This is a genomic window from Burkholderia sp. AU31624 (assembly GCF_020420065.1).
Lineage (GTDB): Bacteria > Pseudomonadota > Gammaproteobacteria > Burkholderiales > Burkholderiaceae > Burkholderia.
Map to the genome: position 1 here is coordinate 112,797 of NZ_JAIZRT010000001.1, position 15,769 is coordinate 128,565.

The following is a 15,769-nucleotide window of genomic DNA, read 5'->3' on the forward strand; positions in this document are numbered from 1 at the left end:
TCAGCGCATCGGATTGCCGGGTTCGAGCGCGGGCGACGACTTCAGCGATGCCGGGGCCGCCGGCGACGGCTGCTGCCGGTGCGCCACGCGGCGCTCGGCCCGGTCGACGCCGAGCCAAGCGGCGAGCGCGGGCAGCAGGAACACCGCGCCGAACAGGTTCACGAGGAACATGAACGCGAGCAGCACGCCCATGTCGACCTGGAACTTCAGCGCGGAGAACGCCCACGTGCCGACGCCGATGAACATCGTGACGGCCGTGAACAGCGCCGCCGTGCCGCGCTGGCGCATTGCGTCGGCGAACGCGTCCGGCAGCGTCGCGCCGTGGCGGAGGTCGTGCTGCAGGCGCTCGTACAGGTAGATCCCGTAGTCGACCCCCACGCCCACGCCGAGCGTGATCACCGGCAGCGTCGCGACCTTCAGCCCGATGCCGAGGCGCGCCATCACCGCATTGCACAGGATCGACACGAGCGTGAGCGGCACGATGATGCACAGCACCGCGCGCCACGAGCGGAACGTGACCGCGCAGAGCAGCGCGATCGCGCCGAAGATCGACAGCAGCATCGCGATCTCCGCGTCGCCGACGGCCTCGTTGGTCGCGGCCATCACGCCGACGTTGCCGCCCGCGAGCCGGAACGCGACGTTCGGCGTCGGATTCTCGGCCGCGAAGCGCTTGATCTCGTCGACGACGTGCGCGAGGGTCGTGCCTTCGTGGTTCTTCGTGTAGATCAGCACCTGGATCGCCTTGCAGTTCGCGGTGTTCATCCCGTTGTCGGGGTCGAACGCGTTGGAACCCTGCGTGAGCCCGTCGCTGGAACGCGGCAGCGCGGCCCAGCGCGGATTGCCCTCGTTGAACGCGGCGATGAACACCTTGCCCTGCGACGACACGCTCGTCACCGACTGCACGCCGGCCACGCCGCGCATGTTCATCTCGAACTTCTCGATCGCGCTCATCACCGGGTAATGCAGGCACGCGTCGTCGAAGCCGGTCGTCTCGACGATCACCGACAGCACGTCCACGCCGATGTTGTACTGGTGCGTGATCGCCGCGTTGTCGAGGTTGTAGCGCGAGTTCGCGCGCAGCTCCGGCGCGCCGGTGCCGATGTCGCCGATCTCCAGCTTGCGCGATTCGAGCGTGCCGTAGGCGAGCAGCGCGAGCGCCACCGCGAACACGCCGAGCGCCGGCGCCGGCCGGGCGAACACCGCGAAGCGCGACCACATCCGGCTGCCGCCAGCCGCCGCGGTGCGCTGCGCACGCGCCAGCGTGCCGCGCTCGAGGCGCGTGTACGACAGCAGGATCGGCAGGAACACCTTGTTCGTCACGATCATCAGCAGCACGCCGAGGCACGCGGTGATGCCGAGTTCGCGCACGATGTCGATCCTGATCCGCATGATCACCATGAAGCCGAGCGCGTTGGTCAGCAGCGCAACCGTGCCCGGCACGAACAGCTTGCGGAACGCATCGCGCGCGGCATCGGCCGACGACGCGCCGCGCACCAGCGCCTGCTTCCACGCGTTGGTCATCTGCACCGCGTGCGACACGCCGATCGAGAAGATCAGGAACGGCACGAGGATCGACATCGGGTCGATGCCGAGGCCGAGCAGCGGCAGCGCGCCGAGCAGCCACACGACCGGCAGCAGCGCGACGACGAGCGCCAGCACGGTGGTCTTCAACGAGCGCGTATAGGCGAACAGCAGCGCGGCCGTCACGAGGAACGCGAGCGCGAAGAACGCCATCACGCCCGCGATGCCGTTCTCGACGTCGCCCACCAGCTTCGCGAAGCCGATGACGTTCACGTCGATGCCTTGCTTCGCGTACTTCGCGCGGATCTCCTCGAGTTGGCGCGCGACCGCGTTGTAGTCGAGCCGCTTGCCGGTGGCCGGGTCGGTCTCGCGCAGCTCCGCGCGGATCAGCGCCGACTTCAGGTCGTTGCCGACGAGGCGGCCGATCTGCCCGGAACGCGCGACGTTGCGGCGCACTTTCGCGAGATCGTCCGGGTTCGCGCTCGAGAACTGGCCCGGCACCACCACGTCGCCACGAAAGCCCGCCTCGGTCACCTCGGTGTAGTGGACGTTCGGCGTGAACAGCGAGAACACGCGCGAGCGGTTCACGCCGGGGATGAAAAAGACGTCGTCGGTCGCGTGGCGCAGCGCGTCCATGAACGTCTGGTTGTAGATGTCGCCTTCGCCCTTCCAGCGCAGGCTCACGAGGATCGTGTTGGCGCCGGGGAACGCACCCGCATAGCGCTCGAACACCTGCATGTACGGGTGCTGCATCGGGATCATCTTGTTGAAGCCCGGATCGAGCTTCAGGCGCGTCGCGGACAGCCCGAGCGCGAGCGTCACCGCGACGCACAGCAGCATCAGCAGCTTGCGCCGGCGGATGATCGTGTCGGCGCAGCGCTCGACGAACGCGGCGAGGCGCGACGCAGGAACGGCTTCAGGGGGGCGTGACAGGTCGTTCATGGAATTCTCTTGTCGATGCGAAACGAACGGGAGCAGGCAGCGGGACCGCCGCGCGTCAGGACGGGGTTGACGCAGCCGCGCCGGCGAGCGGCGCGACGCCGGCCTCGCCGCCGAGCAGCAGCGCGCCGTGGCCCATGTCGAGCACGGCCGCGAGGCTCTGCACGCCGCCGAGCTTGCGCACGTCGAAGGTCAGCCCGCCGTCGCGCGACGCGACGATCGCGCCGCCCTGGCCCACCAGCACGAGTTCGCCGTCGGCGAGCTGGGTCGCGCCGAAGTACGACACTGGCACGTGGCTGTCGACGTGCGTCCAGGTCGCGCCGCGATCGGTGCTGCGCACCACGTTGCCGCGCATCCCGTATACGACCCAGTCGCCGTTCGCGAGCATCAGCGCGCCGAACAGCGAGCCGGCGTACGGCGACGGCAGCTTGTCCCACGTCGCGCCGTTGTCGGTCGAGCGCAGCAGCGTGCCGCTCTCGCCCGCGACCAGCAGGTTGCCGTGGCCGTCGCCGACGATCGCGTTCAGGTGACGGTCGCCGGCCGGGGTTTTCACGGTCTGCCACGTGAGGCCCGCGTCGTCCGAGCGCAGCAGCTGGCCGAAGCTGCCGGCCGCGAACAGCGGGCCGTCGGCCGCCCCCCAGACGGACAGCAGTGGATCGGAATGCGCGTGATCCATGTGCACGTCGCGCCAGTGCAGGCCGGCGTCGTCGCTGCGCACGATCCGGCCGTCGTGGCCGACCGCGATGCCGAGCGTCGGCGTGATGAAGCGCACCTGCGTGAGCGTCGAGCCCTGATCGGGCGTCACCGATGCCGGCCGCCAGTGGGCGCCCGCGTCATCGCTCAGCAGGATCACGCCGCGTTCGCCGACCGCGACGATGCGCGCGCCGGCCCGGGCGAGCCCGTTGATCTGCAGCCGGTCCGCATGGATCGCGGTGACCGGGAACGCCGGCAGCGGGCGCGGCGAAAACGCGAACAACGCGGCGCCGAGCACCAGCGCCGACATCGCGAGTCCGGGCAAAGTTCGTTTCATCGCTTGTCTCCTGTGTCTGCGTTCGACGACGGTTCGCGCCATCGCGCCCACCGCCGTCGCCTGCAAGTCTCCGGGCCGTCGGTCGTTGCCGCGGCCTCGAATGGTCCTGAATGGCGGGCCGCCTGAGCGACGCGGCCCGTCCGCGCGCCGCTACGCGCCGACTTCGAACAGCGCGGCGGCGCCCATCCCGCCGCCGATGCACATCGTCACCACCGCGTGCCGCACACCGCGCCGTGCGCCTTCGAGCAGCGCGTGCATCGTCATCCGCGTACCCGACATCCCGAACGGATGGCCGAGCGCAATCGCGCCGCCATCGACGTTCAGCCGGTCGTCGGGAATGCCGAGCGTGTCGCGGCAGTACAGCGCCTGGCACGCGAATGCCTCGTTCAGCTCCCACAGCCCGATGTCGCCGACGGTCATCCCGAAGCGCGCCAGCAGCTTCGGAATCGCGAACACCGGGCCGATACCCATCTCGTCCGGCTCGCAGCCGGCCACCGCGAGGCCGCGGAACGCACCGAGCGGCGTCAACCCGCGGCGTACCGCCTCGCCGCGCGACATCACGACCACGGCGGCCGCACCGTCCGACAGCTGCGACGCATTGCCGGCCGTCACGAACGCGCCCTGCTCGACGACCTTGCCGCCGCTCCATGACGGCTTCAGCCCCGCGAGCCGCTCGGCCGTCGTATCGGCACGCACGCCTTCGTCGCGCGCGGCGTTCACGTCCTCGTAACCGGCCGGGTTGCCTTCCTTGTCGAACAGCGCGCGCCGCACGTCGAGCGGCGCGATTTCCGCGTCGAAGCGGCCGGCCGCCTGGGCTTCAGCCGTGCGCTGGTGGCTCTGCAGTGCGAATTCATCCTGTGCGGCGCGCGAGATCCCGTAGCGGCGCGACACGATCTCGGCCGTTTCCATCATCGCCATGTACGCAGCCGGCTGGTGGTCGAGCACGGCCTGCGAACGCGCGCGATACGCGTTCTTGTGCTGGTTCTGCGTGAGCGAGATCGACTCGACGCCGCCCGCGACGACGATCCGCGCATCGCCCGCGCCGATGCTGCGCGCGGCGCTCGCGATCGACATCAGCCCCGACGAGCACATGCGGTCGATCGCCATGCCTGGCACCGACGCCGGCAACCCGGCCGCCGCGGCCGACAGTCGGCCGATGTTGTAGCCCTGCGTGCCCTGCTGCGCGGCGCAGCCGATCAGCACGTCGTCGACGTCGGCCGGCGCGACGCCCGCGCGTTCGAGTGCGGTGCGCACGACGTGGCCGCCCAGCGCGGGCGCCTCGGTGTCGTTGAACATGCCGCGAAACGCCTTGCCGATCGGCGTACGTGCGACGGATACGATGACTGCGTCTTCCATGTCTCTGCTCTCTAGAAGTAGTAACGGCTGATCGTGTCGGCCACGCAACCGGGCTTCGCTTCGCCTTCGATCTCGACGGTCACGCGAATCCAGGCCTGCACGCCGCCGTCGAGCGGCTCGACGCGCAGCAGCTCGCCGACGCCGCGCACGCGCACGCCGACCTTCACCGGCGCCGGGAAACGGATCCTGTCGCAGCCGTAGTTGACGCCGAGCCGCGCGCCGTCGATCCGCACGATCTGCGGCAGGAAGTAATTGACGAGCGACAAAGTCAGGTACCCGTGCGCGATGCACGCGCCGAACGGGCCGTCCTTCGCACGCACAGGGTCGACGTGCACCCACTGGTGGTCGCCCGTCGCGTCGGCGAAACCGTCGATGCGGAGCTGGTCGATCGCGAGCCATGCGCTCGCACCGAGCGTGTCGCCGACGGCCGCCGCGAGTTCGCCGGGATGCGCGAACACGCGGGGCGTCGCGCGCACGGGGTCGAGGGTCGTGCTCATCAGGCGTGCTGGCTGCTGACCGACAGCACTTCGCCGGTCATGTACGACGCGTAATCGCTTGCAAGGAACACCATCACGTTCGCGACCTCCCAGACTTCGGCGGCGCGCCCGAAGGCTTCGCGCGACGCCAGTTGATTCAACAAATCGGCCGGGGCCGACTTCTTCAGAAAATCGTGCATCGCGATGCTCGGCGCGACCGCGTTGATGCGCACGCCGTACGGCGACGCCTCGAGCGCCGCGCAGCGCGTGAGCGCCATCACGCCCGCTTTCGCCGCCGCGTAGTGCGCCTGTTCCGCTTGCGCACGCCAGCCGAGCACCGATGCGTTGTTGACGATCGCGCCGCGGCCTCGGGCCTGCATGTGCGGCAGCATCGCGCGCGTCATCCGGAACGTCCCGGTCAGGCTAATGTCGATCACGCGCGACCATTCGGCATCGTCCATATCGACGATGCGGGTCGAGCCGCCGAGCCCGGCGTTGTTGATCAGCACGTCGACGCCGTCGAGCTTGTCCTGCGCTTCGGCAACCAGCGCCTGCACGTCGGCCTCGACCGCGACGTTGCACAGGCGGCCGTAGACCTGTTGCAGCCCCGTTTCGGCGCGCAATGTCTCGACCGCCTGTTCGAGGCGCTTTTCGTGGATGTCGGAGATGAACAGCGCGCGGCAGCCTTCTTCCGCGCAGCGGCGCGCGGCCGCGAAGCCGATGCCGGCGCCGGCGGCCGCCGTGATCAGCACCGATTTGCCGGCGAGCAGCTGGTGGCCCGGCACGTAGGCCGGCGCTTTCTGGATCTGGGGTTCGGTCATGCTGTTCCTCTGGCTTCCCTGGGCATGCCGAGCCCGCGCTCGGCCATGATGTTGAGCTGGATTTCGTTGGTGCCGGCGTAGATCGTGTCCGCACGGGAGAACAGGAACACGCGCTGCAGATGGGTGAGCTTTTCGTCGGCCGGATCGATCAGGTTCGCGCGCGGGCCGAGGGCATCCATCGCGAGCTGGCCGAGGTCGCGGTGCCAGTTCGACCAGAAATACTTGTAGATCAGCGCCTCGCGGCGCAGCGGCGCGCCGGCGCCGGCATCGGTGTCGTCCGCGCCGGACAGCATCCGCAGCGCGTTGTAGCGCATCACGCGCAGCCCGGCCCACGCGCGGCCGATCCGCTGGCGCAGCACCGGGTCGCGGTCCGCGCCCGATTCGCGCGCGGCGTCGATCACCCATTCGAGTTCGCGGACGAACTGCATCTGCTGGCCGAGCGTCGACATCCCGCGCTCGAAGCCGAGCAGCGTCATCGCGATCCGCCAGCCGTCGCCGGGTGCGCCGACGAGGTCGCGGGCTTCCGCTCTTGCGCCGTCGAAAAATACTTCGTTGAATTCGGCGCCGCCGTTGAGCTGCTTGATCGGCCGGATCTCGATGCCCGGCTGGTCGAGCGGCATCAGCAGGAACGACAGCCCTTTGTTGCCCTTCGATGCGGGGTCGGTGCGCGCCAGCACGAAAATCCAGTCGGAATCGTGTGCGAGCGACGTCCAGACTTTCTGGCCATAGACGCGCCACGTGCCGTCCGCATCCTGTTCGGCGCGCGTGCGTACGTTGGCCAGGTCGGAACCCGCGCCAGGCTCCGAATAGCCCTGGCACCAGAACTGTGTGCCAGCGAGGATGCCGGGCAGGAAGCGCGCGCGCTGGTCGTCGGTACCGCATGCAACGAGCGTCGGCCCGAGCAGCCCTTCGCCGATGTGCCCCATCCGCCCGGGGCCGCCGGCACGCGCGTATTCCTCGTGGAAAATCACCTGCTCGGCGACCGAGAAGCCTCGCCCGCCCGCGTCCGTCGGCCAGCCGAGGCCGGTCCAGCCGCCCTTCGCCAGCTCCTGCTCCCACGCCTTGCGCAGTTCGGGCCACGCTTCCTCGTCACCGGGGCCACCGCGGTATTTCAGGCAAGCGAAGTCGCCGGTCAGGTGCGACTGCACCCAGTCGGCCACTTCGTGCCGCAATTGCTGTTCGCGCGTTTCGCTGTTCATTGCAGGGTTCCTGCGCGTGCGGCCGATGGGCGCGATGCCATCGCGGCGGCGGGGGCGAACGCTTCGTCGCGAGGCGATGCGCCGCCGTCGATCGCATGGGTCGCGATCCATTCGAGCAGTTGCGGCGTGCTGCCGAACTGCGCGCCCGACGCCTGCGCGCGCTTGAAATAGAGATGCGGGTCGTATTCCCACGTAAAGCCGACGCCGCCGTGCAGCTGGATCGCTTCCTGTGCGCAGAACGCATACGCGTCGTTCGCGGCGGATTTCGCGGCGGCGATGTCGGCACGCAATGCGTCGCTCGGCTGCGTGCTGCCGGTTTCGGCATCCCACGCATGTGCAGCCCCGAGCACGGCCGATCGCGCCGATTCGATCAGCACCATCATCTGTGCGCAGCGGTGCTTGACGGCCTGAAACGATGCGATCGCACGGCCGAACTGCACGCGCTGGCTCGTGTAGTCGAGCGTCAGGTCGAGGCATTGCTGGGCGCCGCCGAGCTGTTCGGCGGCGAGCGCGAGTGCCGCGAACCACGCGGTGCGCTCCAGCACCTGTGCAACCGCTGTGCCGCCAGCAAGCAGCGCTGCTCGGCTCACGCAGGCTTCGTCGAGCGCCACGCACGCGATCGGCCGTGTCGCGTCGAGCGTGTCGAGCGGCGTGACTTTGAGCCCGGATGCCGTAGCGACGTCGATTGCGAACAGGCCGATCGACTGCCCTTCGTTCGCGATCCGCGCGGGCACCAGCAGCAGGTCGGCGCGCGCGCCGTCGAGCACCTGTTCGAGCGTGCCGGACAGCGCGTAGCCGCCCGCCGTTTCTTCCGCGACGACCGGCAACGACCGCACAACGGTCGGGAGTTCGAACGGCAGCGCCAGCGTCGCGCTGCACGCGCCTTCTCCGATCCTTGCCAGCCAGTCTTTCGTCAGCGGCGTCTCGGCACAGCCCGCGAGCACGGTCGCCGCGAGGCACGCCGTCGAAAAATACGGCACGCACGCGATGCGCCGGCCGAGCTGCTCCATCAGTACGGTCTGCTCGACCGCACCGAGCCCCAGCCCGCCGGCCGCCTCGGGCAATGCGAGCGCATTCCAGCCGAGTTCGGCGGACAGCGCGGCCCACAACGCATCGTCGCGGCCGGCCGACTGCTCGAGCGCGCGGCGCACGTCGGCGGACGCGCTGCGTTCGGCGAGCACGTCGGCCGCCGCGTCGCGGATCATCGCCTGTTCGTCGGTGAGCGCCAGATCCATTTCTCAGCTCCCGTACACGCGCTGCGCGGGGCGCGCAGCGGCGAGCAGCTGCGCCACCGCCGGGCCGACCTCGGCCGCTTCCCAGCGCGCGCCGCGATCGACGCTCGGGCCGGTACACCAGCCTTCCGCGACCGCGATCATCCCGCCCGCGACCTCGAACACCTGGCCCGTCACGTCGGCCGACAGCGCGCTGCCGAGCCATACGACCAGCGGTGCGACGTTGGCCGGATCGAAATAGTCGAAGCCGCCGTCCTCGGGCTTCTTCATCATGTCGGCAAACACGCCTTCCGTCATCGACGTGCGCGCGGCCGGTGCCAGCGCGTTCACGCGCACGCCGTAGCGCTGCAGCTCGGCTGCCTGCATCAGCGTGAGCGCGGCGATGCCAGCCTTTGCCGCGCCGTAGTTCGACTGGCCGATCGAGCCTTGCAGCCCGGCGCCCGAACTCGTGTTGACGATTCGCGCGTCGACCGGGTTGCCGGCCTTCGCCGCGTCGCGCCACACGCGCGCCAGCACGCTCGACAGGCAGAAGTGGCCGCGCAGGTGCACGCGCATCACGTCGTCCCAGTCGGTCTCGGTCATGCTCGTGAACATCTTGTCGCGGCAGATGCCCGCGTTGTTGACGAGCACGTGCACGTCGCCGAATGCTTCGCGTGCCGCGTCGACGATCCGCTGCGCGGTGTCGACCCGCGTGATGTCGTCCGCATTGGCAAGCGCGCGACCGCCGCGCTGTGCAATCTCGTCGACGACCGCTTGCGCGGCGTCGTGCCGGATGTCGTTGACGACGACCGCCGCGCCTTCGGCCGCGAACGCCAGCGCGTATTCGCGCCCGAGCCCGCCGCCCGCGCCGGTGATGATGACGGTGCGTCCGTTACAGATTCCCATGCTGGTGCCTCGTGGATCGTGAAGGTGACGCGCTCACAGGCGCTCGATGATCGTGACGTTCGCGAGGCCGCCGCCTTCGCACATCGTCTGCAGCCCGTAACGGCCGCCCGTGCGCTCCAGCTCGTGCAGCAGCGTCGTCATCAGCCGTGCGCCGGTCGCGCCGAGCGGATGGCCGAGCGCGATGCCGCCGCCGTTCGGGTTGGTCTTTTCGTGCGGGAAACGCGTGTCCGCAAGCCAAGCCTGCGCGACCGATGCGAATGCCTCGTTCATCTCGACGACGTCGATCCGGGACCAGTCGAGGCCGCTCCTCTTCAGCGCAGCCTTCGTCGCGGGAATCGGCGCGGTGAGCATCCACAGCGGATCGTCGCCGAGCACGCTCAGGTGATGGATGCGTGCGCGCGGCGTGAGGCCGTAGCGCTTCAGCGCATCCTCCGACACGATCAGCAGCGCGGCGGCCGCGTCGCAGGTCTGGCTCGCAACGGCGGCCGTCAGCGAGCCGCCCGGCGTCAGTGGTTCGAGCGTCGCCATCTTCTCCAGCGACGTGTCGGGGCGTGGCGTTTCGTCGTGCAGCACGCCTTCGAGCGGCACGATTTCCCGCTTGAAATGCCCGGCCTCGATCGCCGCCACCGCGCGGCGGTGGCTTTCGAGCGCATAGCGCTCCATCGCGTCGCGCGACAGGTTCCAGTGATCGGCGATCCGCTGCGCGGCGACGAACTGCGACACCGGCGCGTCGCCGAAGCGCGCGCGCCAGCCGGTGCTGCCCGAGAACGGGTCGTTGAAGCCGAGCGGCGCCGCGCAGGTCATCGCGGACGAGATCGGGATCTGCGTCATCGTCTGCACGCCGCCGGCCACCACCACGTCCTGCACGCCGCTCATCACGGCCTGCGCGGCAAAATGCACGGCCTGCTGCGACGAGCCGCACTGGCGATCGACCGTCACACCCGGCACCTGCAGCGGCAGCCCGGCCGCGAGCCAGCAGGTGCGCGCGATGTTGCCCGCGAGCGGGCCGATCGTGTCGACGCAGCCGAACACCACGTCGTCGTATTCATCGGCGGGAATCGCGTTGCGCTCGACCAGCGTCTTCAGCACGAAGCCGCCGAGGTCCGCCGCATGCACGTGCGCGAGCCCGCCCTTGCGGCGGCCGGTCGGCGTGCGCAGCGCGTCGACGATATAGGCTTGTCTCATCAGTTCAATTCCTCGAGGTCGAAGGTCTGCGCGGGGCCGATCGGCAACGCGTCGCCGAGGATCGCGTCGGCCACGCGGGCCTTGTGGAACGCGCTGTCGCCCCAGCTGCCGGACAGCGCCCAGATGCGTTTCATGAAGATCTGCAGGTCGAGCTCCCACGTGTAGCCGATCGCGCCGTGCACCTGCATCGAGTGGCGTGCGGCCAGTTGCGCGGCCGACGTCGCCGCGAGCTTCGCGTGCGACACGAACACCGCGCGCTGCGGGTGATCGTCGGCGATCGCCTGCGCGGCACGTGCGACCACCGGCCGTGCGAACTCGTAGCGGATCGCGACATCGGCGAGCAGGTGCTTGAGCGCCTGGTACGAACCGATCGCCTTGCCGAACTGCTTGCGCTGCGCGCTGTAGTCGATCGCGACGTCGAGCACGCGCTGCGTGAGGCCGAGCAGTTGCGCGGCGACCGCGAACGCGCCGTGGTCGAGCGCGCGGTTCAGCAGCGGCGCGGCTTCGTCGGCGCTCGCGATGCGGGTGGCCGCCGACGGCTCCCAGTCGAGCGTGAACAGCCGCCGCGACGGGTCGACGCTGTCCACCGCGCGCCACGCGCACTGCGCCGGGTCGACGCAGTGCAGCTCGCCGCGGTGCTCGCACAGCAGCGTCTGCGCGACATGCACGTCGGCCGCATACGGGTTCACCGGATGCACGAGCGCGACGCGCGCGCGCCCTTCGGCGATGTCGCGCAGCAGCGCGTCGCGCCAGTCGCTCGCCGGCAGCCGCGCGAGTACGCCGGCCGACACGAGCGCCGTATCGAGCAGCGGCTCGGGGCTGCCGAAATAGCCGTAGGCCTGCGCGAGCAGCGCCCATTCCGCTTCGGTCAGGCCGAGGCCGCCGTGCGCCTCGGGCACCGACACGGCGGTCAGCCCCTGCGACGCGAACAGCGCCCATAGGTCGTCCGAGCGCCCGGTCGGCGTGGCCCACAGCTCGCGGATCAGCTCGGGCGTCATCTCGGTCATCAGCAGGCGCTTCACGCTGTCCGCGAGCGCTTCCTGGTCTTCATCGAATACGAAATCCATACGATGTCCGTTCTGTAAGAGTGGCGCCGACGCGCTTACGCGCGCGGCATGCCGAGCATCCGTTCGGCGACGATGTTGCGCTGGATCTCGTTGGTGCCCGCATAGATCGTGCCGGCCTGCGCGAACAGAAAGCCGTCGAGCCAGTGGCCGAGCGTCGCGTGCTGCGCGGCCGTCTGCGGGACGACCTCGCCGTGCGCGCCGAGGATATCGAGCGCGGTCTGGTGCATGCGCAGGTCGAGTTCCGACCAGAACACCTTGTTGGTACTCGACTCCGCGCCGATATGGCCGCCCTTCAGCAGCCGGCTCGCGGTCGCGTAGGTCGACAGCGCATACGCCTGCGCATCCATCCATGCCTGCACCACGCGTTCGCGCAGCGTCGGATCGCGGTCGGCGCTGTCGCGGTGTGCGAGATACAGGTCGCGCAGCGCCTGCGCGGTGCGCTGGAAGCGTGCCGGCGAACGCAGCATCAGCCCGCGCTCGAACCCGGCCGTCGCCATCGCGACCTGCCAGCCCGCGCCTTCGGCCGCGAGCCGGTTCTCGACTGGCACACGTACGTCGTCGAAGAAGATTTCCGCGAAGCCGGTCTGCCCGTTCAGTTGGCGGATCGGCCGCACCGTGATGCCCGGCGCGGACAGCGGCACCATCAGGAACGTGAGCCCGTGGTGGCGCGACGATTCGGGATCGCTGCGGAACAGGCCGAACAACCAGTCGGCCCACACCGCGCGCGTCGACCAGATCTTCTGGCCGTTCAGCACGTATTCGTCGCCGATGCGGGCGGCCGTCGTGCGGATCGCGGCCATGTCCGAGCCCGCGTTCGGCTCCGACCAGCCCTGCGCCCACACGTGCTCGCCGGCCGCCATCGCCGGCAGGAAGCGCGCCTTCTGCTCCGCCGTGCCGAAATCCATCAGCGTCGGGCCGAGCAGGAAGATGCCGTTCTGGTTCACGCGCATCGGCGCGTCGGCACGCCAGTACTCTTCCTCGAAGATCAGCCACTCGATCAGGTCACAGCCGCGCCCGCCGAGTTCGCGCGGCCACGTGACCATGCTCCAGCGGCCGGAATGCAGCGTGCGCTCCCATTCGCGGTGCGCGGCGAAGCCTGCCTCGGTGTCGAAGCTCGGCAAGCGCTCGCGCGGCACGTGCGCCGCGAGCCATGCGCGGATCTCCGCGCGAAACGCCTGTTGCTGCGGCGTATAGGTCAGGTTCATGCGCGTGCCTCCTCGGCGGTTGCCTGCGCATCGAAACGCGCGTCGCGCTTCTCGACGAACGCGGCCCGCGCTTCCGTCGAGTCGTTCGTCATGTACGCCTGCAGCGTGAAGCCCTGCTCCCAGCGGTACTTGTCCTCGAGATCGCCGTCCTCGACGCCGTTCAGCGCCTCCTTCGCGAGCCGCACCATCGCCGGGCTCTTCGCCTCGATCTTGCGGGCGATCGCGAGCGCCGCGTCGCGCAGCGTGTCGCGCGTCACGACCTGCTCGACCGCGCCGAGCCGGTACGCTTCGGCCGCGTCGATCATGTCGCCGGTGAAATACATCGCGCGCACCTTCTGCACGCCGAACAGACGCTGCAAATGCGCGCCGCCGCCCATCGCGCCACGGTCGATCTCTGGCACGCCGAAGCGCGCGCAGTCGGCCGCGACGACGATGTCCGCCGCGCCGCAGATGCCGATCCCGCCGCCGAGCACGAAGCCGTGCACGGCCGCGATCACCGGCTTCGGGTTGCGGTGCACCGCGCGGAACGTCTCGTAGTTGCCCGCGTTGACCGCCACGATCCGCTCCGGATGCGCGGCCAGCTCCTTGATGTCGACGCCCGCGCAGAAACCGCGCCCTTCGCCGCGCACGACGATCACGCGCACGTCGTCGTCCTCGCCGAGCGCGTCGAGCGCGCGAGAGAGCGCGTGCCAGCCCTGTGCGTCGAGCGCGTTCACGGGCGGATGGGCGATCACCAGTTCGGCGATGCCGCCGGCGCGATCGATCCGGAACGGCATCGCGCCGGCCGGTTGGTTGGATGCTGTCATCTCCTCTGCCTCCCTGTGATTGTGTTCACGCGGCCTGTGCGGCCGGCACGCCGCGCAGCGGGGCCAATGCATCGAGCCGCTCGCCGGCTTCCGCGACGATCCGCGCGATCAGCGCGTCGCACGATTCGATCGCGCCGATCATCGCGGCCGCCTGACCGCTCGGCAGCACGCCTTCATCCGGGCGGCCCTCGACGATCGCGCGCTGGATCAGGAACGGCGCGTTCGCCGCCATCAGCGTCTGGCTGGCCGTGTAGTCGTGCGAACGCAGCGCCTTGATCGCGAGGCCGAGCATGTCGCCCGTGCTCAACCCGTTCTGGCGCCGCCACGCTTCGGCGGTCTTCAATGCGAACCACGTGCGTCGCAACGGGCCGAAGCGTTCGAGCTTCAGCAGATACGGGTTGTCGATCATCCGTTGCGGCAGCCCGTCGAGCGCGTCCGATACGCGGATGCGCGCCGGGTCGCCGACCGCGACGTAGCGTTCGAGCGTCTCGCGCGGCACCGGCGATTCGGCGCTCATCAGGAAGCGCGTGCCCATCGCGATGCCGGCCGCGCCGTACGCGAGCGCGGCCGCCAGCCCGCGCCCGTCGAAGAACCCGCCGGCCGCGACCACCGGCACGCGCACCGCGTCGAGCACCTTCGGCAACAGCAGCGTGGTGGGCACCGAGCCGGTGTGGCCGCCGCCTTCCGCGCCCTGCACCGTCACGATGTCCGCACCGAGTTCGACCGCCTTCGCCGCATGCTTCGGCGCGCCGACGGTCGGCATGCAGACGATGCCGGCCTCCTTGAAGCGGCGGATCGTCTTCGCATCGGGCCCGCGGCCGTAGCTCACCGCGCGCAAGCGGTGCTTGATCGCCAGCTCGACGACCTGCTGCGCGTTCTTCTGGAACATGTGGAAGTTGATGCCGAACGGCTGGTCCGTCAGCGACTTCACCTTCAGGATCTCGGCCTCGACCTGCTCGGGTTCGAGCGTCGCGCCGGCCAGGAAGCCGAAGCCGCCCGCATTGCCGGTGGCCGCGACGAGCCGGGCATCGGCCACCCAGCCCATCGCGGTCTGCACGATCGGGTAACGGCAGCCGAGCAGGTCGCACAAGGGCGTATGCAGCGTCGTGCTCATGCGGCGGCTCCGTTGACGGCAACCGGTGCCTGCGCCTGAGCCTGTGTGTCGCCGCGGTCCGCGCCGTTCGGCTGGCGCTGCGAGCTGGCCATGCTGCGCGCGTCGTAGCCGCCGAGACGGTCGCCGCTCACCAGTTCGTTGTGCGCATGCGCGAAGTGATGCCACGCGAACGCCGCATCCATCGCCGCGCGCTTGCCCTGCAGTTCCTCGACGTGGTTCAGCGCCTGCTTGGTCAGCGTGAGCCCGAGGCGCGGCATCGTCGCGATCTTCGCGGCGATCGCGTAGGTCGCGTCGCGCAGCCGCTCGCGCGGCACCACGCGGTTGACCATCCCCATCTGGTACGCGCGCTCGGCCGGCATCCGCTCGCCGAGGAACAGGAACTCCTTCGCGATGCGCGGGTTCAGCTCGTACGCATGCGCGAAATACTCGACGCCCGGAATCCCCATCCGCACGACCGGATCGGCGAAGAACGCATCCTCGGACGCGACGATCAGGTCGCACACCCACGCGAGCATCAGGCCGCCCGCGATGCACGCGCCCTGCACCATCGCGATCGTCGGCTTCGGCAGGTCGCGCCAGCGCCGGCACATCCCGAGGTACACCTCCTGTTCGCGCGCATAGAGGAATTCGCCGCCTTCCTTGTCGACGTGGTCGTACCACAGCGACGCGCGGTCGAACGACTCGTGGATGTCGCGGCCCGGCGTGCCGATGTCGTGGCCCGCCGAGAAATGCTTGCCGGCGCCCGCGAGCACGATCGCCTTCACCGCGTCGTCGTGCGCCGCGCGCCGGAACGCCGCGTCGAGCGCATACGTCATCTTCGAGTTCTGCGCGTTGTGATACTCGGGACGGTTCATCGTGATCGTCGCGATGCCATCCTCGACCGCGTAGTCGACGACACCGTCGCCGAAGGTCACCTGGGTCGCTTCCATGTCG

General features: G+C 69.8%; 14 protein-coding genes. All 14 read right to left on the bottom strand.

The annotated features are described in order from the left end of the window. A complete protein-coding gene (locus LGM89_RS00540; RefSeq protein WP_226271945.1) occupies positions 1-2,463 on the bottom strand; it encodes an efflux RND transporter permease subunit in 2,463 nt (820 codons plus the stop codon). 55 nt (positions 2,464-2,518) lie between these two features. Continuing rightward, entirely contained in the window at positions 2,519-3,490 is a 972-nt protein-coding gene (locus LGM89_RS00545; RefSeq protein WP_226271946.1) for a WD40/YVTN/BNR-like repeat-containing protein, read from the bottom strand. A 150-nt stretch (positions 3,491-3,640) separates the two neighbouring features. Beyond that, entirely contained in the window at positions 3,641-4,846 is a 1,206-nt protein-coding gene (locus LGM89_RS00550; protein WP_226271947.1) for an acetyl-CoA C-acyltransferase, read from the bottom strand. Between the two features lie 11 nt (positions 4,847-4,857). Continuing rightward, the gene (locus LGM89_RS00555; RefSeq protein WP_226271948.1) at positions 4,858-5,343 is read right to left on the bottom strand and encodes a MaoC family dehydratase; all 486 of its coding nucleotides are present in this window, start codon (positions 5,341-5,343) and stop codon (positions 4,858-4,860) included. Beyond that, positions 5,343-6,143, bottom strand: coding sequence for an SDR family oxidoreductase (locus LGM89_RS00560; RefSeq protein ID WP_089447760.1), 801 nt, complete (start codon positions 6,141-6,143; stop codon positions 5,343-5,345). The genes LGM89_RS00555 and LGM89_RS00560 overlap by 1 nt, the downstream gene beginning before the upstream one ends. After that, positions 6,140-7,342 carry an acyl-CoA dehydrogenase family protein gene (locus LGM89_RS00565; RefSeq protein WP_226271949.1) on the bottom strand — a complete coding sequence of 401 codons (1,203 nt, stop codon included), beginning with the start codon at positions 7,340-7,342 and terminating at the stop codon, positions 6,140-6,142. The genes LGM89_RS00560 and LGM89_RS00565 overlap by 4 nt, the downstream gene beginning before the upstream one ends. Further along, complete coding sequence (locus LGM89_RS00570; protein WP_226271950.1) at positions 7,339-8,577, bottom strand: acyl-CoA dehydrogenase family protein; 1,239 nt, start codon at positions 8,575-8,577, stop codon at positions 7,339-7,341. Before LGM89_RS00570 ends, LGM89_RS00565 begins: the two co-directional genes overlap by 4 nt. Before the next feature lie 3 nt (positions 8,578-8,580). Further along, the gene (locus LGM89_RS00575) at positions 8,581-9,459 is read right to left on the bottom strand and encodes an SDR family oxidoreductase (RefSeq protein WP_226271951.1); all 879 of its coding nucleotides are present in this window, start codon (positions 9,457-9,459) and stop codon (positions 8,581-8,583) included. A 33-nt stretch (positions 9,460-9,492) separates the two neighbouring features. After that, on the bottom strand, positions 9,493-10,644 hold the full coding sequence (locus LGM89_RS00580) for an acetyl-CoA C-acetyltransferase (protein WP_226271952.1): 1,152 nt from the start codon (positions 10,642-10,644) through the stop codon (positions 9,493-9,495). Beyond that, on the bottom strand, positions 10,644-11,711 hold the full coding sequence (locus tag LGM89_RS00585) for an acyl-CoA dehydrogenase family protein (RefSeq protein ID WP_226271953.1): 1,068 nt from the start codon (positions 11,709-11,711) through the stop codon (positions 10,644-10,646). Before LGM89_RS00585 ends, LGM89_RS00580 begins: the two co-directional genes overlap by 1 nt. A gap of 35 nt (positions 11,712-11,746) precedes the next feature. Then, positions 11,747-12,916, bottom strand: a complete 1,170-nt coding sequence (locus tag LGM89_RS00590; RefSeq protein WP_089496833.1) for an acyl-CoA dehydrogenase family protein — start codon at positions 12,914-12,916, stop codon at positions 11,747-11,749. After that, on the bottom strand, positions 12,913-13,722 hold the full coding sequence (locus tag LGM89_RS00595; RefSeq protein WP_226203069.1) for an enoyl-CoA hydratase family protein: 810 nt from the start codon (positions 13,720-13,722) through the stop codon (positions 12,913-12,915). Before LGM89_RS00595 ends, LGM89_RS00590 begins: the two co-directional genes overlap by 4 nt. A 25-nt stretch (positions 13,723-13,747) precedes the next feature. Continuing rightward, positions 13,748-14,836, bottom strand: a complete 1,089-nt coding sequence (locus tag LGM89_RS00600; RefSeq protein WP_226271954.1) for an NAD(P)H-dependent flavin oxidoreductase — start codon at positions 14,834-14,836, stop codon at positions 13,748-13,750. Further along, a complete protein-coding gene (locus tag LGM89_RS00605) occupies positions 14,833-15,765 on the bottom strand; it encodes an enoyl-CoA hydratase (RefSeq protein WP_089462538.1) in 933 nt (310 codons plus the stop codon). The genes LGM89_RS00600 and LGM89_RS00605 overlap by 4 nt, the downstream gene beginning before the upstream one ends. Positions 15,766-15,769: the final 4 nt, after the last annotated feature.

What these genes read in the sequence shown, in the direction of transcription:
- LGM89_RS00565 (WP_226271949.1), bottom strand. Translation starts at nt 7,342, where the DNA reads ATGAACAGCGAAACGCGCGAACAGCAATTGCGGCACGAAGTGGCCGAC.
- LGM89_RS00575 (WP_226271951.1), bottom strand. Translation starts at nt 9,459, where the DNA reads ATGGGAATCTGTAACGGACGCACCGTCATCATCACCGGCGCGGGCGGC.
- LGM89_RS00555 (WP_226271948.1), bottom strand. Translation starts at nt 5,343, where the DNA reads ATGAGCACGACCCTCGACCCCGTGCGCGCGACGCCCCGCGTGTTCGCG.
- LGM89_RS00540 (WP_226271945.1), bottom strand. Translation starts at nt 2,463, where the DNA reads ATGAACGACCTGTCACGCCCCCCTGAAGCCGTTCCTGCGTCGCGCCTC.
- LGM89_RS00580 (WP_226271952.1), bottom strand. Translation starts at nt 10,644, where the DNA reads ATGAGACAAGCCTATATCGTCGACGCGCTGCGCACGCCGACCGGCCGC.
- LGM89_RS00605 (WP_089462538.1), bottom strand. Translation starts at nt 15,765, where the DNA reads ATGGAAGCGACCCAGGTGACCTTCGGCGACGGTGTCGTCGACTACGCG.
- LGM89_RS00585 (WP_226271953.1), bottom strand. Translation starts at nt 11,711, where the DNA reads ATGGATTTCGTATTCGATGAAGACCAGGAAGCGCTCGCGGACAGCGTG.
- LGM89_RS00570 (WP_226271950.1), bottom strand. Translation starts at nt 8,577, where the DNA reads ATGGATCTGGCGCTCACCGACGAACAGGCGATGATCCGCGACGCGGCG.
- LGM89_RS00545 (WP_226271946.1), bottom strand. Translation starts at nt 3,490, where the DNA reads ATGAAACGAACTTTGCCCGGACTCGCGATGTCGGCGCTGGTGCTCGGC.
- LGM89_RS00550 (WP_226271947.1), bottom strand. Translation starts at nt 4,846, where the DNA reads ATGGAAGACGCAGTCATCGTATCCGTCGCACGTACGCCGATCGGCAAG.
- LGM89_RS00600 (WP_226271954.1), bottom strand. Translation starts at nt 14,836, where the DNA reads ATGAGCACGACGCTGCATACGCCCTTGTGCGACCTGCTCGGCTGCCGT.
- LGM89_RS00560 (WP_089447760.1), bottom strand. Translation starts at nt 6,143, where the DNA reads ATGACCGAACCCCAGATCCAGAAAGCGCCGGCCTACGTGCCGGGCCAC.
- LGM89_RS00590 (WP_089496833.1), bottom strand. Translation starts at nt 12,916, where the DNA reads ATGAACCTGACCTATACGCCGCAGCAACAGGCGTTTCGCGCGGAGATC.
- LGM89_RS00595 (WP_226203069.1), bottom strand. Translation starts at nt 13,722, where the DNA reads ATGACAGCATCCAACCAACCGGCCGGCGCGATGCCGTTCCGGATCGAT.